Source organism: Bacillus sp. SORGH_AS_0510, assembly GCF_030818775.1.
GTDB lineage: Bacteria > Bacillota > Bacilli > Bacillales > Cytobacillaceae > Neobacillus.
In genome coordinates this window covers 4217367-4237615 of sequence record NZ_JAUTAU010000001.1, presented here as the reverse complement: position 1 = coordinate 4237615, position 20249 = coordinate 4217367, and the positions used below count along the sequence as shown (strand labels likewise).

The following is a 20249-nucleotide window of genomic DNA, read 5'->3' as shown; positions in this document are numbered from 1 at the left end:
GTTAAGTATGCTTCCTTCTAAAAATTAACCAGTAGCTCCCCAATCCAACGAAGATAATGAGGGCAACAGAAGCTGGGATGACATAATCCTTGAATGATGGTTCAGCAGTCGTAGCTGTCGTTGTGACGGCGGCTGTTTCTTTGTCTTCCGTTGACTTAGATGATGAGTCTGAATTTTTAAGTCCTGTATCTGCTGTCTGTTCTTTTTGAGTTGAGGAATCCGTACTTTCCGTTTGGGCTGTTGTGCTACTTTCTTCAGGTAATTTTACTGTAAAAGAAAGGTCGCCCTCAAGTGGATGTCCATCTGTCCCGATAATCTTCCAGTGAATAGAATAAGCACCATTTGCAAGATCTTTCTGCAAAACACCTACTAACTGATTGCCTTTTATTTCAACTGGAAGGGTAACAGCTGTACCGTTCGCATCTGCTAACGTAAACGTACTAGTGGGTTCAAGGTTTGTTTCAAATGTTAGTTTGATTTCTTTCAGTGATTCAGTTAGCACTGCACCATCTTTAGGAGATGAATCTTCTAAATGGGAATGGGCGAACACATTCGTTCCTAATAGAAAAAGCAACAGAGCAGTGATTAGGGATATTTTATTAAACATCATTTTCAACTCCGTTATATTGTTATCTAGCTGTTGTCATTCTATCACCATTTTCATCTTCTTATATGATTTTCCGCTAAAGTTCACAAACCTTTCGAAATTAGAGGCTGTTTTCATTGATTTAAATCAATTCTTCCAAAAACAAGAGGTGATACACTTATCCTAGCTTTTAATAAAGGGAGTGAAGTATTATGTTTCAAATCGTAGATAAAAAAGCAATATTGGATGTCCGTGAACGAATTGCAAAGGGAGAGCACCCACGACGTGAAATCCTAAATTTTATTAAAGCAGCTCCTATTGGAACAATCTTTGAAATTCATTTGCCGCACAGAGGTGAACCGCTAATTGCGACAATCCAATCGCTGGGAATGAATGTGATCGTTAATGAAATAGAACCGATGCACTTCCGTCTGATGGCGGTCAAATTATCTGAACTTTAGTCGATTCCAGCTACCTGTTTAATACGATCCAACTCTAGAATCTGTATCTGTCTTTGTCCATCCATATGGATCCACTTCTTTGACATAAACGCTAAAAGTTTTCTGCTTACCGATTCTGGAGTTGTCCCAATATAACTCGCTAAATCTTTTTTCGAAATAGGAAGGGTAAATTTTTCTTGACCGGCATTCATTTTTTCCTGAAAAAGAATCAGTGCCCTAGCGAGCCGCTGCTCTACCTCCATCAAGCTTAAATATCCTACTGATTCATCCGCTTCATATAACCGGTCATTTAATGCTAATAAGAAGCGATAAGTTAAATCCGCATTTGTCTCCATGGTTTGTAGAAAATCCTTCTTCTCGATCAAGCATATGACCGTTTTCCCAATTGTTTCAGCATTTACATAATGTTTATCATTTCTAAGTAAAGAGGGTAAACCAAAGAAGTCCCCTGGAAACATCAATCGGACAATTTGTTCCTTTCCTTCTGGAGACATTTTGGTCAACTTAATAATTCCCTCATTCACAACAAAAAGCGCACCAGAACTTTCACCTTCACGAAAAATAAATTCTCCTTTTTCAAATTGCCGGCTCCTGGTTACCTTTTGTAGTAACTTCAATTCGTCTTCTTTCAATTTCTTAAAGACAGGTACAGATGTGATGCATGATGAAGCATGTGAGCAGCATGGTTCACAGCACATCTTATTTCAACTCCTCAATGACATATTGGCTTCTATAAGTTCATCATATCGTTATTTTAAAAATGGTGTAGTGATTTACATCAACTTTCTTGATGTAGGTCAAGGTTATTGAGAATTATTATCACTATAATAAAAGAAAAACAAGAGGTGAGTAAATCGTGCAAGCCTGTTTGATTGTTTACGCGAGTATGACTGGGAACACTGAAGAATTAGCCCGCTTTATTGCAGAAGGTATTCGAAAGTCCGGTGGCTCGGTGGTTATTAAGGATATTTTAGAAGTAGATGTGAGTGAGCTTCAGCAATATGACGGCATTCTTTTGGGAGCTTATACATGGGGAGATGGGGAGTTACCTGATGAGTTTCTCGACTTTTATGATGAAATGTCTCAAATTAATTTATTAGGGAAAAAAGCAGCAGCCTTCGGCTCGTGCGACTCTTCATATGAAAATCGAGGTGGGGCAGTGGATTTTTTAACCGCAAAACTAAAGGAATCGGGAGCAGAAGTCGTTCAAGAAGGATTGAAAATTGACTTAGCTCCAAACGATGTAGAAAAAGAACAATGCATTTATTTTGGAGTATCGTTTATGGCGCATTTTTCACAAAGGAAAGGAGCATAGAACATGAGTATAATTGAATTTGCACTAAATGATCTTGCGTGTACCGGTTGTATAGGTAAAATTAAAAGAGGAATCGAAAGAACGAGTGGGGTTGAAAAGGTAAAAATCTTAAGCGGAACAGGTAAAGTAAGAATTGTGTTTGATGAAGACTTTATCCATGAACAGGATATAAGCCAGAGCATTCATAAACTAGTTTTACGTTCCTTTGATTAAAGAAGCTGTTCTTTGCTGAATAGTTTCTTTTTGTTTTGTATTTCTCAGAGAACATTATGTTCTTTATAATGTATAATAGAGTAGTCATAATTTTTTCCCCCTGGTTAATAATAGAAAAAAGGGGGGATTAGTTTGGAAACTGAAAAGGACAATAAATTTGAGGAATCGTTTCTACCGATGTCCTCCATAGGTAATGGAGTTGGGATTGCTGTTCTTCCGGATGTTTTTTGTTATACGGACCAAATCGTCAATCTAATACTGGTGGGAAACCCAAATGAGACTCATGAGTTTGTTTTGATTGATACCGGTATGCCAAAGTCAGCGGGAGAAATTAAAGATTTGATCCATGAAAGATTCGGTGACAATGCTAGTCCAAAGGCGATCATTTTAACTCACGGTCATTTTGACCATGTGGGATCAATCGCTGAATTATTGGAAGACTGGAAGGTCCCTGCTTATGCCCATCAGGAGGAACTTCCCTATTTAACGGGAAAGAAGGATTACCCTAAGGGAGATCCGAATGTGGACAGCGGCTTAGTTGCTAAGCTTTCGCCAATGTTCCCTAACCATGGGATAGATATCAGCACATATATTCAGGCACTTCCTTCGGATGGTTCTGTGCCTTTTATGCCAAATTGGCAATGGATACATACGCCGGGACATACACCCGGTCATGTGTCTTTTTTCCGCGAACAAGATCGTACCTTAATTGCAGGGGACGCATTTGTTACTGTGAAACAGGAGTCACTTTTTAAAGTCATGACGCAAACTAAGGAAATTAGCGGACCTCCAAAATATTATACGACTGATTGGAATGCCGCCTATGAATCCGTTCGAAAGTTGGAGGCATTAAAACCACAGGTTGCGATAACTGGACACGGTTTGCCTATGAGCGGAAAAGAGCTTGAAGAGAACCTTCACTATTTGCTGGAACATTTCAATGAAATTGGAAGACCTGAAAGTGGACGTTATGTAAATTAAATTTGTAGTTAGAATGGGTTGCTATGGATGCAGCCCTTTAATTGGTGTTGATGTTCGTTAATAAGAACATTAAGAATTGGGTACGTATTAGCATCCGTATAAGTAGATAAACTGGTTAGTAACTATATTTTCAAGGGGGAACTAATGAGACTTTGTGTATTCCTGCTGTTCGCAGGGTTGCTGGATGCAGCGTTAACTCATTTTGGCATTGTTTCTGGATTTGTTACCGAAGGAAATCCAGTGATGAAGTTTGTCATTAATAAAAGCTGGTCCTATTTTTATTTGATAAAAATTTCACTTCCGCTTCTTTTGCTTGGCTTGTTTTATTTACGACCATTAAAGGGGTGGATGAAAACTCTCTTGCTTTCCACCTGTGTTCTTTACTTATCTGTCCTTGTATATCACGCAGCATGGGTTATCCTCTATTTTAATACTTCATTTTAATCTACTTCTTTGAATCTAGACACTCCACGGTAATTACGATAGTATCAATACGATATACAAATACTAATAATAAGAAAAATGATTTTTTTATAAAGGAGTACAATATGTTAAATACGTTAAAGCCATTTTTACAGGAAGCATGGGAGAAAGCTGGATTTCAAGCGCCGACTTCCATCCAAGAATCGGCAATCCCAAAGATTTTAGAAGGTAAAGATTTAATTGCGGAGTCACCTACAGGGACAGGGAAAACTCTTGCTTACTTATTACCACTATTACATAAAATCGATCCTGAGGTGCAATCTCTTCAAGCTGTTGTTTTAGCATCATCACAGGAACTAGTCATGCAGGTGTATCAGGAATTCCAAAAATGGTCAGAAGGAAGCGGGATCAGAGGCACATCCATTATTGGCGGTGCAAATGTAAAACGCCAGCTGGAAAAATTAAAAAAGCGTCCCCAAGTCATTTTTGCCACACCTGGCCGTTTGCTAGAGCTAATTAAGCAGAAAAAAGTAAAAATGCACGAAGTAAATATGGTAGTACTTGATGAAGGGGATCAGCTACTCATCCCTGAGCATTTAAACACAGTCCAAAACATTGTTAAATCAACGATGAATGACCGACAAGTAGTATTATTTTCTGCGACCATGAAAGCAGCAATAGAGAAATTGGCTAAGGATTTAACGAAGGAACCAGAGGTTATACGAATTGAAAAGGATGAAATGGCTTCTTCCGGTGAAGTAGAACATATTTATTTCAGTTGTGAACCAAGAGACAAGATCAAGCTTCTTGAAAAAAATTGTTCGCTTGGAGAAAAGTAAATCTCTTGCATTTATTAATGATATTGGTGAAATACAAGTATTTAAAGAGAAGTTACTTTTTAAAGAGCTTTCCATCGGAATTCTCCACAGTGATATGAAGAAGCTGGAGCGTCAAGCGGCTTTAAAATCGTTCCGTGATGGGAAATTGAAGATGCTGATTGCGACAGATGTGGCGGCAAGAGGGCTTGATATTCAGGGAGTAACCCATGTCGTTCAAATTGATTCACCAAAGGATATAACTCAATATGTCCATAGAGCAGGAAGGACAGGAAGAATGGGTGCGAATGGAACGGTCATTTCATTGGTAACTGAAAGAGAAGAAAGAGAGCTTAAGCGTTATTGCCGTGAGCTAAACACTTCACTTCATAAGAGAGTATTTTATCAAGGCCAAATCGTTGATGAGAAGCAACGAGCTCAAAAACTAAAAAGATAGGGGGGACAGTCCCCCACTGCGCTAAAGCGCTGGGGGACTGTCCCCAAAAAAGCAGTGGATTCGATCCACTGTTTTTTTGTCTTAATTAAAGGATTTATACCGTTTTGTCTTGAATTGTAGAAGAAATGGAGGGAAGAACAATGGAAAATGGAGTATTAAAAAAGTGGCATGATGAGTGGCTTGAGGAAGTAACGATCAGTGAGATCCAGGTGAAACTAGATAGCGGGGAGATTACATCCAAAGAACTGGTACTTATGTATTTACATAGGATCTCACTTTACGACCAAGGAGTGAATTCCATCCTTGAAATCAACCCAGATGCCTTGCAGATTGCGGAGGCGCTTGATGCTGAAAGAAGAGAAAAGGGTCCTCGAAGTCAATTGCATGGAATCCCTATTTTAATAAAAGATAATATCGATACTCATGACAAAATGCATACAAGTGCAGGATCGCTTGCTTTAAAGGATTCCATCGCCGTAAAGGATTCGTTTGTCGCAGAGCAATTACGAAAAGCTGGTGCGGTGATTCTTGGAAAAACAAATATGACGGAATGGGCCAACTTCATGGCTTATGGAATGAAAAGCGGATATAGTTCGAGAGGTGGCCAGGCTTTAAACCCCTATGGGCCTGGCACATTTGATGTAGGCGGTTCTAGTTCTGGGTCAGGAGCTGCCGTTGCGGCCAACTTTGCAGCTGCTGCAGTAGGAACGGAAACATCTGGTTCTATATTAAATCCTGCTTGTCAGAACTCTCTTGTGGGAATTAAACCGACCGTGGGATTGATTAGCCGAAGAGGAATAATCCCAATTGCTCATACGCAGGATACCGCAGGGCCAATGGCTCGGACGGTGGAAGATGCAGCCATCCTACTTCATGCCTTATGTGGTAAGGATGAGCAAGATCCAATTACCAAAACAAACCCGTTTAATCACTTTGACTTTACAGAGTTTCTTTTAAAAGACGGTTTGAAAGGTAAAAGAGTTGGAATTGCTCTGGATGGATTCATGGAGATTTTAAGTGAAGAAAAGCAGGTGGTGGCGGCAAAAGCGCTAGAAGTATTGAAAACGTCGGGTGCTGAGATTGTCGAGAATATTGATATTCCATGTGCTAAAGTGGATTGGAAATATGATGTGTTAACATACGAGTTTAAACCAGATTTAAATGCATATTTGAATCAGCTGCATCCTTCTGTTGGGATTAGAACGTTGGCTGATTTGATTGAGTTTAATCGAAAAAACGAAGAAAAAATGCTTAAGTATGGACAAAAAGTTTTGACGGATTCAGAAGCAACGAGTGGCAGATTGACAGAGGCTGCCTATTTTGAGGCATTAGAATTTGATCTTTACCATTCGACGAAGCAGGGAATTGACTACGCATTAGAAAAATATGACCTGGATGTCATCATCTTTCCTGGCGATGAAGGGTCACATATCAGTGCGAAAGCGGGATATCCATCCATTGCTGTTCCTGCTGGGTTTACGGCTGATGGGGAGCCAGTTGGAATTACTTTTGCGGGAACGGCGTATAGTGAACCGCTGTTAATTGAAGTTTCGTACGCGTATGAACAGATGACAAAATTTAGAAAGCCACCAGTCCTTAAAAAAGAATAAGCTGATGTGGTTTCACCCATACTATCATTGTATTTCTATTTCTCGAAAAGGAGCTGGTACGAATGGGTAGACAGAAACTGGGAAATCAGAATGCACAACGAAATAACAACCGTAAGAAGCCAATGGTCATGAGCGAAGAACTGGTTGAATTTACAACCGGAGAAGCGATCAAACACAACCGACCAAATAGTAAATAAATGAAAGGGCTGACTCTTTTAAAACTTGAGTCAGCCTTTATTTTTTATTATCCCTTTTCAAGTATATCCAATGGTTTTCTTGCTGGGCCTTCGATTACATCACCAGCATATGAGAAACGGGATCCATGGCATGGGCAATCCCATGATTTTTCCGCATGATTCCATTCACATTCACACCCTAAATGGGTACAAGTTGTATCTACTACATAAAGCTTACCGTTTCTATCCTTATAAGCGCCTGCTCTTTTTCCGCGATACATAACAACCGCGCCTTCACCGTCTTGTAAATCTTCCACAATCTTTTCGACAATTTCAAGCTTGCCCTTCAAGAGATGTTTGGCAACATCAGCATTCGCTGTAATAGCATTCGTTAAATCAGGGTCAGCCTGGAAACGGGAAGGGGAATACAATTCTTTGTAAGGATTACTACGCCCCAAAACATAATCGGTAAGCAGATGTCCTGCAAGAATTCCGGTCGTCATTCCCCATTTTTTATAACCTGTAGCTACTAAAATATGCTCTCTTCCTGAGGTGATCTCACCGATATAGGGAAGCTTGTCTATTGTTACTAAATCCTGAGCAGACCAACGGTATTCGTATCCCTTAATCCCAAATACCTCTTCAGCAAAAGCCTCGAGGGCTTCGTAATGCTTTAATGTATCCATCCCCTGGCCCGTTTTGTGATTCTCACCACCGATAATCAGTAATTTCTCCCCGTTATAAGGTGTATAACGAATAGATCTAGTAGGACTATCCGCACTAATATACATCCCTCCTGGAAACTCTTTGTCGGTTTTTACCCCAATGGCATATGAGCGGTCGGCATACATCCTGGCAAAATAAAGCCCTGGCTTATCGTAAAAAGGAAAATGGGAAGCGATGATGACCTGTTTGCAGGTTACTCTCTGACCATCTTTCGTGACCACCTTAGGTTGGGAGTGATCATCCTCGATATCTTCAGCCGTTGTATTTTCATATACAGAGCAACCTGCGCTAACTGCTTCTTCTAGCAAAGCTTTCAGGTATTTTAGCGGGTGATACTGCGCTTGGTTTTTCATTACAAGTGCCGCTTTTGTTTGAATATTAAAGGGAATGGAATCATTTAGAGACCCTTCAATACCAAGGTTTTTATAGGCTTCCCATTCGGTTTGCAGTTTTTCGGCATATTCGTCCGTCACTGCATACATAAAGGCATCTTCCTTACTGAAATCACACTCAATCCCATTTTCCTGAATCGTGCTCTCCACAAACTTTATCGCATCCATTTGTGACTCGAAATAAAGTCGGGCTTTTTCTTTACCAAAATGATTAATCAATTCATCGTATATTAATCCATGCTGTGCAGTTAATTTTGCTGTTGTGTGTCCTGTTGTTCCGTTCAAAACACTACCGGCTTCAATAAGAGCAACCTTTATGCCTTCCTTTGATAATAAATAGGCTGCCGTAATCCCGGTTATTCCAGCTCCTACAATCGCTACATCAACTGATAGGTCCTCAGTTAACTTTGGATAAGAAGGAAATTCAATTTCACGCCAAAAGGTTTTAGGAAACTTAGGTGCATTTTCAAATGAACTCATATGTAATCCTCCAGCTTAAAATAGTCACATGTATAATTTTTCCTAAAAAGAAAAAAACATGTGGGAAACTGTAAATATATTTCTTAAATAAAAAAGAACCTATGCTAGCACAGGTTCAGAAAGTTTTTGTATGAGTCCAAAAGATGACTAATTAGAAGGTGAATCTAGGACACACCTGTTTAGAGGGGCTCCTCATCGGAGTTAATTTTATCGACTCGAGTAGCATCCTCTGAGTCAAGAGCACCACGTAGGAAGTGAACGAGTGTACCTCCTACAAAACCAAGACAAAGGACAAAACCGATGGTTGTGACCCACCAAACAGCCATATAAAATCCCCCTTTTTATGTTGGCTGCCTCAATCGCCAAAGGCCGAAAACTCTGCCTGAGCCAGCCGCATTTATAAAATATATGCGTAAGGGGGAATTTTTTTACCAATGATTCAAGCTTTTGTTTTTAGTCCTTTTTCTTTAAATCCGCATAATAATCAACCTTCTTAATATTAACACCGACAAAGGTTTCGATGATGGACTGGCCGCCAGCAATGGAAAAAATTAAGATAACAACAAAGGCTACCCTAGGAAACAGCAAATAGGCACCGCCAAGTAAAATGGCACTCCAGACACCCGCACACCAATAGCATTTCAATAGATAACCAAACATGGAAGTAGGAACTTCCTTTGTTTCTGTACCATTCTGCGTTTCTACCTTCACTTTTTTGACAAATGGCTTGCGAATAAATTCGGTAATCTTATCGAACACAATTAAATGAGTTAACCGGTAGCTCGCTAAAATTAACATAATATAGGTCATCCATGAAATGTCCGTCACTTCTCAATCCTCCAAAAATCAGTAGATTTAACAAACCAAAGTAGATCAAAATATTATTTTTAGTTCCTTGTATATTTTGAGCCTCAAATCAAAATTATATATTCGGAGGAGGCGAAAAAATGAAAAAATCTTTTTGGGTTAGTTTTTTGTTCTTACTATCACTTTTCTGTATTCCTAGCGTTTCTTTTGCGCAGCAATATTACACGGTTCAGCCGGGTGACTCACTTTGGAAAATCGCGGTTCGGTATCAAGTTGGAATCTCAGAGTTAATTGCAGCAAACCCGCAGTTTAAAAATCCCAACTTGATTTACCCTGGTCAAAAAGTAACTATTCCAAACTTTGATGCCATTAAAAGTGTGGAAAATCAGGTCATTCAATTAACCAATCAAGAACGTGCGAAAAATGGCTTGCCGGCAATGACGGCTGATTGGGAACTTTCGAGGGTGGCACGTTATAAGGCAAATGATATGCGTGATAAAAACTATTTCAGCCATACAAGCCCAACTTATGGAAGTCCATTTGATATGATCAAGAATTTTGGGATTTCCTACCGTTCGGCTGCTGAAAACATTGCTGCTGGTCAAACCACACCTGCATCAGTGGTTCAATCATGGATGAACAGTTCAGGTCATCGAGCCAACATCTTAAGCTCTAATACACGAATTGGCGTTGGTTACGCTAAAGGTGGTTCCTACGGGTACTATTGGGTCCAAATGTTTATCTCTAAATAAGAAGAAGTCTCAAAAAGGGTCAGTTTCTTAAGCCATTTGCTTAAGGGGCTGACCCTTTCTACGTCTTGAGACCGATATAAAAATCAAGCTCAAGCGCAATTATGAGAACGAATGAAAAAAGGTAAGATGAAATCAAGATAAGAAAAGGAGTGAAAAACAAAATGAAAAAATTTGGTTTACTGTTAGCTGGAGGAATCGCAGCGATCATCTTACTGTCAACCATTGGTCCAATGGTGGGGTTACTAGTTAGCCTTGTGCTACTCTACTTCATTTTTAAACAATTTTTAAAGGCAGAATCCACGGGAGGAAAAATTGGGCTTGGAATTATCGGTCTTATCGTCCTAGTGGCTTCCCTTCATAATGCACCAGCCATCATTGGAGTTGTTGCAGCCTATGTGCTTTACCTCGTTTATAAAAAATGGAACGAGAACAAGCACAGCATGAAAAAAGAAGAAACAGACCCATTCGCCAACTTCGAAAAACAGTGGAATGAATTAAAAAATTACTAATCTTGTTAAAGAGGACATTGGTGATTTTTTCACCCTGTTGATTGGAGCGGAAATCAACAGGCAAGTTTAACTAAGCTAAACATTAAAAGGAGAGAATGAAAATGACAAACTTATTCACAAGAATAAAAAACACAATTACTGCTGATTTACATGAGGCCCTAGACAAAAAAGAAAAACATAATCCAATTGCCTTACTAAATCAATACCTTCGCCAATCTGAGCAAGAAACAGAAAAAGTAAGAAAGCTGTTAGAACGCCAGAATACACTAAAGGATGAGTTCACAAGAGAGTACCATCAAGCAGTTGAATTAGCGGATAAGAGAAAGTACCAAGCAGAAGTAGCGTCAAAAGCGGGTGAAACGGAGCTATATCAATTCGCTACTGCAGAACATCAACAATATGCTGAACGTGCCAGCCGTCTAAGTGCATCACTCGAACAGGTAAATGGACAGCTTGGGGAATTAGAAAGAAAATATGAAGAAATGAAGCACAAGCTTAAAGATATGCACCTTCGCCGAATGGAGTTAATGGGGCGTGAAAACGTCACTCGCGCCAACCTTCGTATCAACAAAGTACTTGATTCAAATACTTATTCCGATGCGGCTTTTTCAAAATTCAAAGACATCGAGAACTATTTGGATCGCTTAGAGGATCAAGTTAACAGTTCTTACTATCGTAATACGATTGATTCAAGAATTGCCCAATTAGAAAAAGAAATGAAATTAGAAGAAAGCAAGTCCATTTAATAACAAATATGGTATTCTAAAGAAAGGCGTAGGGTTCTACGCCTTTTACCCCATGAGAAAACAATTTGTACATATGGTAAAAAGGGAGGGTGAGCCGATGATTAAAAATACAAAAAATGATTACTTAGGATGGCTTGTGGTCATCGGAGTAGTCATTTTGCTATTGGAGATTTTATTTTTCAATAAAGGGCTTATTTTCTCCCTTATTATCGCGGGTGGAATGATTTATATTGGCAGGAAAAAGACCGGACGAAAGCTTGGTAAAGTCCTATTTATCGGCGGGATTATTATCTTTGTCATTAGTATTTTCAATATGATGACCTTTCGCTTCTTATTATTAGCGATATTACTGCACTTTTTTATCCAATACTTACAATCAAAAAAGAATCCGAAGAAAATATCATTAGATATTCAGGCTCAAGAAACAACTACTCAAGAAGAAACGGTTATAAAAGTAGAGCCGTTGTTTGAAAATGTATTGTTGGGTCAACAAAAGACACCAATGGGCGTGTACGAATGGAAGGATGTAAATATCCAGACGGGAATAGGGGACACAATTATTGACCTCAGTTTCACCATGCTGCCAAAAGGTGAAACCGTGATTATTATTCGAAACGTAATTGGTAATATTCACATTCATGTTCCATATGAAATTGATGTTAGCATCAATCATTCATGTGTGGTTGGTTCCACAACGGTGTTTGGGAACCACGAATCTAAAATATTTAATCAAGTATTCCAATTAAAAACACCAGGCTATGAAACATCAGAGCAAAAGGTGAAAATCTTTACCTCGCTTATTGTTGGGAATTTAGAGGTGAGCCGGATATGAGTACAACTCAGCGCCAGATTGTCTGGAGTGTCGTCTGCTCGTTCCTCATTGCCATTATTGTCGCAGCCATTTTTACGATTGTTTTTCCATTAAACAGCTGGTCCGAATTGTGGAAAAGGCATTTCATGGATATACCCTTTGTTATTTTTATTCCAGCCTTTAGCATTGTGATGGGTATTCTCACAGGTGGTGTTTCCGGTTTTTTTTGGCGGAAGCAGTTTCTAGCTATTGATCATTCACTCCATCAATTGGAACAAGGGCGAGCACCAGAGGAAAAGGGGAAGCCCCCTATTGTAGAGATGCAAACCATTGCGGAACGGATTGATAAAATTGGCAAACAAATGTCGGAGCAAGTCAAATTATCCCAACGGTTAGCTACTGAAAAAGTAGAAGACCAGGAAGCAAGAATTCAGGAAATGATTGAGCAGGAGCGAAATCGTCTGGCTCGCGAATTACACGACTCTGTCAGCCAGCAATTATTTGCGGCATCGATGATGATGTCTGCCATTAATGAAACAAAACAGGAATCTGAAAACGAACGTGAAGCAAAACAATTGAAACTAGTGGAAGAGATGATCCACCAATCCCAGCTCGAAATGAGGGCACTCCTTCTTCATTTGCGTCCAGTTGCCTTAAAGAATAAAACACTCCAAGAAGGAATTGAGGAACTGTTAATCGAATTATCTCAAAAGGTAACAATGGAAATTCATTGGAAAGTGGAAGAATTCCCTCTAGATAAAGGTGTTGAGGACCACTTGTTCCGAATCCTTCAAGAATCAATCTCGAATACGCTGAGACACTCGAAAGCGAACGGTTTAGAGGTGTTGCTGGTCAAACGAGATGATTTTGCTATTCTGAGGATTGTGGATGACGGTATTGGGTTTGAAGTAAATGAAATGAAGGCTGGATCATACGGAATGCAAAATATGCATGAACGGGCGCTTGAAGTGGGCGGTACCTTAAAAGTAATCAGTGTGAAAAATAAAGGAACAAGGCTGGAAGTGAAAATTCCAGTGATGATTAATGGGGATGGTGCGAATGATTAGAGTATTGTTTGTTGATGATCATGAAATGGTGAGAATCGGGGTTTCGTCCTATTTATCTGCTCAGTCTGACATTGAAGTGGTAGGAGAAGCAGATGATGGAAAAAAAGGAGTCGAACTAGCTCTCGAACTACGACCAGATATCATTTTAATGGACTTAGTTATGAAAGAAATGGACGGGATTGAGGCAACGAGGCAAATCATTGAACAATGGCCGGAAGCAAAGGTTATTATTGTAACAAGCTTCTTAGATGATGAAAAGGTGTATCCAGCCCTTGAAGCAGGGGCAACCAGCTATATGCTGAAGACCTCTAAAGCAAGTGAAATTGCCAATGCCGTTCGTGCTACATACCATGGCCAATCTGTTCTAGAACCAGAAGTAACTGGAAAAATGATGGTGAAAATGCGCCAAAAACATACTCATTTGCCCCATGAAGATCTCACTAGCCGTGAATTAGAAATCCTTTTGCTGATGGCAGAGGGGAAATCCAACCAGGAAATTGCTGATGTATTATTCATCGCACTGAAGACCGTTAAAACCCATGTCAGCAATATCCTAAGTAAGTTGAATGTACAAGACCGAACCCAAGCTGTGATCTATGCGTTTAAGCATTCCTTAATATCATAATACGTGAAACTACCCATCCTTTTGGGTAGTTTTTTTATTTTTTAGGCATTTAAGGCGTTTGTCGAGGTGACCAGTGCCTGTTGAAGCAACTTTTCACGGTCGAGGGGAACTAGTCGAATCCACTAATTATCACTTTTCCTTTTTAACCAATCACATACAAAGCTCCTAGACAAATTTCATGAGTTTAATGTTAGTAGAGTTTTTTTTAAAAAGTAATTGAAAATCCTTCTCAATTACTGTTATTATATTAATAATGAAAATCATTATCATTTAAAAGGAGATTTTTTACATATGAAACTACTAAAATTATCAGGAACGTTATTATTGTCTAGCAGTCTTCTATTCGGATGTTCAAATACAGAGAAAACTTCAACAAAAGAAACCACGAAAGAAACAAAAACGGAAGTCTCACCTGCCCTTGACGGAGTATCAAAGGAATATCGCGAGTACGCAATCGGTGAAATTGAGGAATTTGTGAAGGCAACGGAAGCCTTTACAACGGCTGTTAAAAATGGTGACGTGGAGAAAGCGAAACAACTTTATGCACCAGCGCGCATGCACTATGAACGCGCAGAACCAATCGCAGAGGTATTTGGAGATCTTGATCCTAAAATCGATGCTCGTGAAGGGGACGTACCTGAAGCAGAATGGGGCGGCTACCATAAACTTGAAAAAGGGCTATGGATCGACAACACAACAAAAGGGTATGAGCAAATCGCTGACCAACTAATGAAAGATGTCAACCTGTTGCGTGCGAAGGTAGATACCGTAGAGGTGACACCAGACCTGTTAATTACAGGTGCAGTAGATCTACTAAATGAGGTTTCCACTTCAAAAGTAACTGGGGAGGAAGACCGTTACTCTCATACAGATTTATATGATTTTGCTGCTAACGTAGAAGGAGCAGAAAAAATCTATCAGCTACTTCAACCAGCATTAAAGGAAAAAAATGAGGAAGTATCTAAAGAAATTCAAGCCCGTTTTGATGATGTGTATGCATTATTGAACCAGCATAAAAGTGGTGAAGGATATAAACTTTACACGGATTTAACAGAAGCACAAGTGAAGGAACTAAGCCAAGCCATCGATGCGCTTGCAGAACCGCTATCTCAAATTGGAATGGTAACGGAGGCGTCTTAATTGACAACGAATACGACTAACAGCTTAGAGACATTGAATGAAAAAAAGGTTTCGAGACGTGATATCCTTAAAACGGCTGGAATCGGTGGGGTAGGAGTGATTCTCGGTGCATCCGGTCTGGGCGGAATCCTTTCCATCCAAGAAAGCAAAGCATCAAATACGGGTACAAATAAAGACGTTGTACCGTTTTATGGGAAGCACCAGAGTGGAATCACAACAAAGACACAAAATCATGTGTATTTTGTTTCCTTAGATGTGACCACTTCGAAAAAAGAAGAGTTAGTGAAACTGTTTAAAGATTGGACAAAAGCAGCCGCGTTGATGACAGAAGGGAAGGCTATCGGCGAGCTAACAGGAAACGAATTCCTGCCACCGCAAGATACGGGGGAGGCAGCTGGGCTATCCGCTTCAAACCTGACGATTACGTTTGGAGTAGGTCCATCTCTTTTTCTAAAAGAAAATCAAGACCGGTTTGGATTAAAACACAAGCAGCCAAAGGAATTGGTGGACCTTCCGAAGTTTCCACTTGATGCTTTGGAAGAGGAATGGACTGGCGGGGATTTATGTATCCAAGCCTGCGCGGATGATTTGCAGGTAGCTTTTCATGCTGTAAGAAACCTCATTCGGATTGCGAGAGGGAAAGCAACATTGCGTTGGGCGCAAACGGGCTTCCAGCGTACCAAACAAGCAGACACAAAAAATGAAACACCAAGGAATTTGTTTGGCTTTAAAGACGGCACCATTAATCCAGATGTAAATAATGAAAAGGTAATGAACGAGCAGGTATGGGTTCAACCTGGGGACGGTCCTGATTGGCTAGTGGATGGCAGTTACCTTGTTGTCAGACGAATTCAAATGTTTATCGAAGTTTGGGATCGAACCAATTTAAAGGAACAAGAAAATACCTTTGGTAGACATCGTGTAAGTGGCGCTCCGTTTGGCAAAAAGAATGAATTTGATAAAGTGGATCTAAAATCCATCCCGGCAGATTCGCATGTTCGATTATCTCATGGCGACGGGTCACAGCAGATTCTACGCAGAGCCTATTCGTATTCTGATGGGATGGATAAGAAAACAGGAAGTTTTGATGCAGGACTGTTGTTCCTAGCTTTTCAGCGAAAGCCAAGTAAGCAATTTATCCCTATTCAACAGAGACTAGCTAATATGGATAAATTAAACGAATATACCTCCCATCGTGGAAGTGCGATTTTTGCTTGTTTGCCAGGGGTTAAAAAGGGAAGTTTTATTGGAGAGACACTATTTAACTAGTGTTTTCTTTTTAAGGAGAGAATCTTATGCACCGATATACAGTTAAGCCCTTATTATTATTAACGGTACTATTTATTTTTTTTCAAACGATTCAGCCAGTCGCAGCAGCTGAGGAGCATGATGAGCTTTTTGTGCTAATCGGAGACAGCTTAATGAAGGCGAAGGATGGAGAGGCTTCTGTAGTTTCTAGTAATATGGAGCAATTTGCAGCCGACTGGAAGGCAATAAAGAAAGCAGATAGTAAACAGGCTAAAAAGGTTGACCAAGAACTTAAAGAGGTTCAAAGTCTATTGGCAAAAGGGAATGTGGATAAAGAGACACTTGCCAAAAGCCTTTCGTCTCTTTCTAGTGCGGTGGTTTTGTATGACGAGGAACAAAATCCACAAGACAAAGAAAAAGCAAAAGAACAGGTTAAACAATTACTACCACTTATTAGCACTATGGAGAGTTCTATTGAAAAAGGAGAGACTGCTAGTTTAAAAGGTCAATACCAAAAAATATTGAACCAATGGACTGCTTCTGAAAAACTAGTTCATGATGAAAGCATTGCGGCATATGGAAATATTGAGAAATATATGGCTCTTGTTCGAATCGCTATCACACAAGAGCCTGCTGACAGGCAGAAGGCAATGGAAAACTTAGAACAATTAACTGCCGAAGTCGACAACTTTTTAGCCGGGAAGACTTCAAACCAACTCCAGGGTGACGCTTCGCTTTCAGATGTAGCGGCTTTGTTAGATCAAGCGGAAAAGCAGATTGCAAAAAAGGACTATATAACTGCCAGCGACCAGCTAAATGAAATCCTTTCTGTTTGGTCAATGGTAGAAGGCGACGTTCAGACGAGGGACAGTGGATTATATAGTGATATAGAAACGAAAATCCCTACGGCAATCAGTCTGTTAAACTCAGAAAAGGTGAAGGCGCAGAAAGCTGCTGATATTTTAAAGGAAATCAGTGATCGCCTTGCTCCCTTATTAAGTAAAACCAATTACACGTTATGGGACGCAGCTCTTATTCTTCTGCGTGAAGGATTAGAGGGGTTACTAGTTGTCGCTACGTTAATTGCTTTCTTGAAAAAAATGGGCCAATCATCAAAACAGAAATGGATTTGGTCCGGGGTTATTGCTGGAATTTTAGCTAGTGCGGTATTAGCGATTATTATCAATATTGTCTTTTCTCAGATCGTTGCAGCATCAAGCCGGGAATATATTGAAGGATTAACAGGTGTGGTAGCTGTGGTGATGATGCTAACAGTAGGTGCATGGCTCCACAATAAATCAAGTATTGGAAATTGGAACAAGTACATCAATCAACAAATGCAGCAGGCAATTGCGAAAGGCAGTCTTCTCTCCTTTGCCTTCATTAGTTTTCTATCCGTTTTCCGTGAAGGAGCAGAGACAATTATCTTCTATACAGGAATTACTCCATATATAAGTTTAATGCAGCTGATCAGCGGTGTCTTGTTAGCGATTGTCATTTTAGTCATTGTCGGCTTTGTGATTATTAAGTACAGTGTAAAGATTCCTATTCGTCTTTTCTTTAAAACTGCTACCTTCCTGATCTACTTTTTGGCGTTTAAAATCCTGGGAATTAGCATCCATGCATTGCAGATCTCGAACATGATACCAACCAGCACGGTGGAAGAATTGCCATTTATCGATTGGTTAGGACTGTATCCAACTTGGGAAACAACTATTTCTCAATTACTATTACTTGCCGTCATCTTAAGTATGATGTTTTTTATGAAAAAAAGAGAAGGAAAACAGATGGTTTCCGCAGAAGTTTAAAAGGGCGCTCATACGCCCTTTTTTTCGTTAGCCTAAAAAATTCCCCTACTAATCTTACAACTTGTCTCATAGGTTATTAAAGTAAGATTGGGTCAAAGGGGAGTCGATGTATGGCTATTTACTATAAAGGGATTATCTTTTTAGCAGCGTCCGCATTTTTAGGGGAAGGGATTGAAGTTCTAGTGAATATGATTCTGGCACGAGAGCTGGGATCACATGGGTTAGGACTTTATATGTCCATTCTGCCTTCTATCTTTTTAATTGTTTTACTGTCGAGCTTTGAACTGCAAGTATCCATTTCTAAGTTTATTGCTGAAAGAGAAGAGCGCTATCACAGGAATATCCTGCATCATGCCATCACGATTACGGTAGTGTTTACAAGTATTCTCTTTTTATTAACAGCAGCCGCTCTTCCGTTTGTTCCTATCTTTGATGGCTACCATCCTTATATTCGTTGGCTTGTTATGATTCTAATACCGGTTATTGCATTTACTTCTGTTGCCAGAGGGTATTTTATGGGAAAACAAGATATGGGAAGAATTGCGATCTCTAACTTTCTAAGAAAAGTCATTCAACTAGCCGGATTGTTTATCCTTTTCCGTTTGTTTGAGTTTAATGCACAGTCAGCATTGATGATCGCCATTGGTACGTTAATTGGAAGTGAAATTGTTGTCTTTCTTTATTTAATCTACTTGTTTATTATTCAATTTCAGCAATTGAAACGGCAGCCTTTTTCTAATATTAATCGGAAGGTTGTTCGGAAGAATTTAATGGCAGTTTCTGTTCCAACCACAGGCCTGCGGTTGTTTTCTGCTTTTACTAGTGCCATTCAGCCCTTTATTATTAAGGCTGCATTGGAACGGTCAGGTATGTCAGATGTCCTTGCAACAGAGCAATTTGGAATGTTGATGGGTGTTGCGGTTTCGATTGGTTTCTTCCCAGCTTTTATTGCCCATTCGTTGATGATTGTTTTGATACCTGCCGTGTCAAAAACACATGCACAAGGTGATTACCCTACATTACAAAAAATGTTGCAACAGGTGATGAAACTTACTTTTTTATATGGAGTCACGGCAGTAACTATTTTTTACTTTTATGCCCCCGAATTAACGTCATTATTTTTTAAATCAGATACATCAGCCATCTATTTGCAGTTGCTCTGGCCATTTTTTCTATTTCACTTTTTCATTATGCCAATGCAAGCTTTCATGATCGGACTAGATATGATTAAAGATGCCTTTGTCCACATCGTCTGGTCCATTGTGATTTCCTATGCACTAGTCTTATGGCTAGGGTCTTCGCCAGACTGGAGAATGAATGGAGTCATCATTGGGATGAATACCGGCTCAGTTTTATTAGCCTTGATGCACTATTTAACAATCTGTAAAAAAATTGGGGTATCTGTTTTAATGAAAAGCGGGGTCAGTCCCCCGTTGCGCTAAAGCGCCGGGGGACTGACCCCCAAAAAAGAAGTGTAGGGGTTTGATGTGTCCATTCCGTCTAATAGTTAGAAGAGTTTTTAGTTTGGAGGAATGGAAGCAATGAAAGAGCAATTGACTATTCCGTTTGAGGAATTAGTAAATGAATATGGTAAAGCCATCTTTAAATATATTTTCTCGTTAGTAAAGCATAAGGAGCTTGCGGAGGATCTTTACCAGGAAGTGTTACTCTCTGCTTATTTAGCATATTCTTCAATTAAGGAGCAGGGGAAATACAAAAGCTGGTTATATACGATTGCCATTAATAAATGCCGCGATTATTGGCGGAAGGAAAATAAATCGAAGCAATTTTGGAAAGAAGAGGTATATTCCTATTCTGTCTCGTTCGAATCACCCTTCATTCCTGAAGAGGAAGTTCTACATAATTTTTCGGCTCAGCAAATGGCTGAAAAGGTAAACTTATTACCCGAGATTTATCGTAATCCTATTTATCTTTATTACTATCACGATATGTCTCTCGTAGAAATTGCACAGACCAATAATCTGCCCATGTCTACCGTCAAAACAAGAATGAAGAGGGCCAAGGAACGGTTAAGACCCAAAATGCTATCACTAGCTTAAAAAGCTCCATTCTTAATTATTTATTAAAAAGGGGAAGGTTT

23 protein-coding genes and 1 pseudogene are annotated in these 20249 nt (G+C 39.6%); 19 read left to right on the top strand and 5 right to left on the bottom strand.

The genetic code is table 11. From position 1 onward, the window contains the following. Window position 1: 1 nt before the first annotated feature. Window positions 2-610, bottom strand: coding sequence for a copper resistance CopC family protein (locus tag QE429_RS21590; RefSeq protein WP_307289968.1), 609 nt, complete (start codon window positions 608-610; stop codon window positions 2-4). Between the two features lie 188 nt (window positions 611-798). On the opposite strand from QE429_RS21590, the gene QE429_RS21585 reads away from it, so the two are divergent. Then, on the top strand, window positions 799-1047 hold the full coding sequence (locus QE429_RS21585) for an amino acid decarboxylase (protein ID WP_307289967.1): 249 nt from the start codon (window positions 799-801) through the stop codon (window positions 1045-1047). Here QE429_RS21585 and QE429_RS21580 read toward each other — a convergent pair. Further along, window positions 1044-1745 carry a Crp/Fnr family transcriptional regulator gene (locus QE429_RS21580; RefSeq protein WP_307289966.1) on the bottom strand — a complete coding sequence of 234 codons (702 nt, stop codon included), beginning with the start codon at window positions 1743-1745 and terminating at the stop codon, window positions 1044-1046. The two genes, QE429_RS21585 and QE429_RS21580, sit on opposite strands and share 4 nt — an antisense overlap. A gap of 158 nt (window positions 1746-1903) precedes the next feature. Between QE429_RS21580 and QE429_RS21575 the strand changes: the two genes are divergently transcribed. The 7 genes and pseudogenes from QE429_RS21575 to QE429_RS21545 all read left to right on the top strand — a co-directional run bounded on the left by QE429_RS21575 (window position 1904) and on the right by QE429_RS21545 (window position 7058). Further along, window positions 1904-2362, top strand: a complete 459-nt coding sequence (locus QE429_RS21575; protein ID WP_307289965.1) for a flavodoxin — start codon at window positions 1904-1906, stop codon at window positions 2360-2362. A 3-nt stretch (window positions 2363-2365) separates the two neighbouring features. Beyond that, entirely contained in the window at window positions 2366-2575 is a 210-nt protein-coding gene (locus tag QE429_RS21570; protein ID WP_307289964.1) for a heavy-metal-associated domain-containing protein, read from the top strand. Between the two features lie 132 nt (window positions 2576-2707). After that, entirely contained in the window at window positions 2708-3556 is an 849-nt protein-coding gene (locus tag QE429_RS21565; protein ID WP_373463218.1) for an MBL fold metallo-hydrolase, read from the top strand. A gap of 144 nt (window positions 3557-3700) precedes the next feature. Beyond that, on the top strand, window positions 3701-4000 hold the full coding sequence (locus tag QE429_RS21560; RefSeq protein WP_307289963.1) for a DUF5658 family protein: 300 nt from the start codon (window positions 3701-3703) through the stop codon (window positions 3998-4000). Window positions 4001-4104: 104 nt separating this feature from the next. Then, window positions 4105-5251 (top strand): annotated as a pseudogene (locus tag QE429_RS21555) (DEAD/DEAH box helicase). A gap of 140 nt (window positions 5252-5391) precedes the next feature. Beyond that, window positions 5392-6861 (top strand): amidase family protein, encoded by a 1470-nt coding sequence (locus QE429_RS21550; protein ID WP_307289962.1) that lies wholly within the window; start codon window positions 5392-5394, stop codon window positions 6859-6861. Between the two features lie 62 nt (window positions 6862-6923). Further along, the gene (locus QE429_RS21545; protein WP_307289961.1) at window positions 6924-7058 is read left to right on the top strand and encodes a hypothetical protein; all 135 of its coding nucleotides are present in this window, start codon (window positions 6924-6926) and stop codon (window positions 7056-7058) included. Between the two features lie 47 nt (window positions 7059-7105). Here the strand turns inward: QE429_RS21545 and QE429_RS21540 are convergent, their stop codons facing one another. From QE429_RS21540 to QE429_RS21530, 3 genes are all read right to left on the bottom strand, one after another. Next, window positions 7106-8635, bottom strand: coding sequence for an FAD-dependent oxidoreductase (locus tag QE429_RS21540; RefSeq protein WP_307289960.1), 1530 nt, complete (start codon window positions 8633-8635; stop codon window positions 7106-7108). A gap of 179 nt (window positions 8636-8814) precedes the next feature. Further along, entirely contained in the window at window positions 8815-8961 is a 147-nt protein-coding gene (locus QE429_RS21535) for a hypothetical protein (protein WP_307289959.1), read from the bottom strand. Window positions 8962-9088: 127 nt separating this feature from the next. Then, a complete protein-coding gene (locus tag QE429_RS21530; RefSeq protein ID WP_307289958.1) occupies window positions 9089-9463 on the bottom strand; it encodes a DUF1360 domain-containing protein in 375 nt (124 codons plus the stop codon). A gap of 119 nt (window positions 9464-9582) precedes the next feature. Here QE429_RS21530 and safA point away from each other — a divergent pair, with 119 nt between their 5' ends. The 11 genes from safA (at window position 9583) to QE429_RS21475 (ending at window position 20208) form a co-directional block, all read left to right on the top strand. After that, window positions 9583-10194 carry a SafA/ExsA family spore coat assembly protein gene (safA, locus tag QE429_RS21525; protein WP_307289957.1) on the top strand — a complete coding sequence of 204 codons (612 nt, stop codon included), beginning with the start codon at window positions 9583-9585 and terminating at the stop codon, window positions 10192-10194. 161 nt (window positions 10195-10355) lie between these two features. After that, window positions 10356-10703 carry a lmo0954 family membrane protein gene (locus QE429_RS21520; RefSeq protein WP_307289956.1) on the top strand — a complete coding sequence of 116 codons (348 nt, stop codon included), beginning with the start codon at window positions 10356-10358 and terminating at the stop codon, window positions 10701-10703. Window positions 10704-10804: 101 nt separating this feature from the next. Continuing rightward, entirely contained in the window at window positions 10805-11449 is a 645-nt protein-coding gene (locus tag QE429_RS21515; RefSeq protein WP_307289955.1) for a PspA/IM30 family protein, read from the top strand. Window positions 11450-11546: 97 nt separating this feature from the next. Then, the gene (gene liaF, locus QE429_RS21510) at window positions 11547-12281 is read left to right on the top strand and encodes a cell wall-active antibiotics response protein LiaF (RefSeq protein WP_307289954.1); all 735 of its coding nucleotides are present in this window, start codon (window positions 11547-11549) and stop codon (window positions 12279-12281) included. Further along, window positions 12278-13327 carry a sensor histidine kinase gene (locus QE429_RS21505; protein WP_307289953.1) on the top strand — a complete coding sequence of 350 codons (1050 nt, stop codon included), beginning with the start codon at window positions 12278-12280 and terminating at the stop codon, window positions 13325-13327. The genes liaF and QE429_RS21505 overlap by 4 nt, the downstream gene beginning before the upstream one ends. Beyond that, on the top strand, window positions 13320-13952 hold the full coding sequence (locus QE429_RS21500; RefSeq protein ID WP_307289952.1) for a response regulator transcription factor: 633 nt from the start codon (window positions 13320-13322) through the stop codon (window positions 13950-13952). The genes QE429_RS21505 and QE429_RS21500 overlap by 8 nt, the downstream gene beginning before the upstream one ends. Window positions 13953-14243: 291 nt before the next feature. Next, window positions 14244-15092 carry an iron uptake system protein EfeO gene (efeO, locus tag QE429_RS21495; protein WP_307289951.1) on the top strand — a complete coding sequence of 283 codons (849 nt, stop codon included), beginning with the start codon at window positions 14244-14246 and terminating at the stop codon, window positions 15090-15092. Continuing rightward, window positions 15093-16361 (top strand): iron uptake transporter deferrochelatase/peroxidase subunit, encoded by a 1269-nt coding sequence (gene efeB, locus QE429_RS21490; RefSeq protein ID WP_307289950.1) that lies wholly within the window; start codon window positions 15093-15095, stop codon window positions 16359-16361. 26 nt (window positions 16362-16387) lie between these two features. Further along, window positions 16388-18148 (top strand): FTR1 family iron permease, encoded by a 1761-nt coding sequence (locus QE429_RS21485; protein WP_307289949.1) that lies wholly within the window; start codon window positions 16388-16390, stop codon window positions 18146-18148. A 110-nt stretch (window positions 18149-18258) separates the two neighbouring features. Further along, on the top strand, window positions 18259-19590 hold the full coding sequence (locus tag QE429_RS21480) for a polysaccharide biosynthesis protein (protein ID WP_307289948.1): 1332 nt from the start codon (window positions 18259-18261) through the stop codon (window positions 19588-19590). Between the two features lie 99 nt (window positions 19591-19689). Continuing rightward, window positions 19690-20208 carry an RNA polymerase sigma factor gene (locus QE429_RS21475; RefSeq protein WP_307289947.1) on the top strand — a complete coding sequence of 173 codons (519 nt, stop codon included), beginning with the start codon at window positions 19690-19692 and terminating at the stop codon, window positions 20206-20208. Window positions 20209-20249 lie beyond the last annotated feature (41 nt).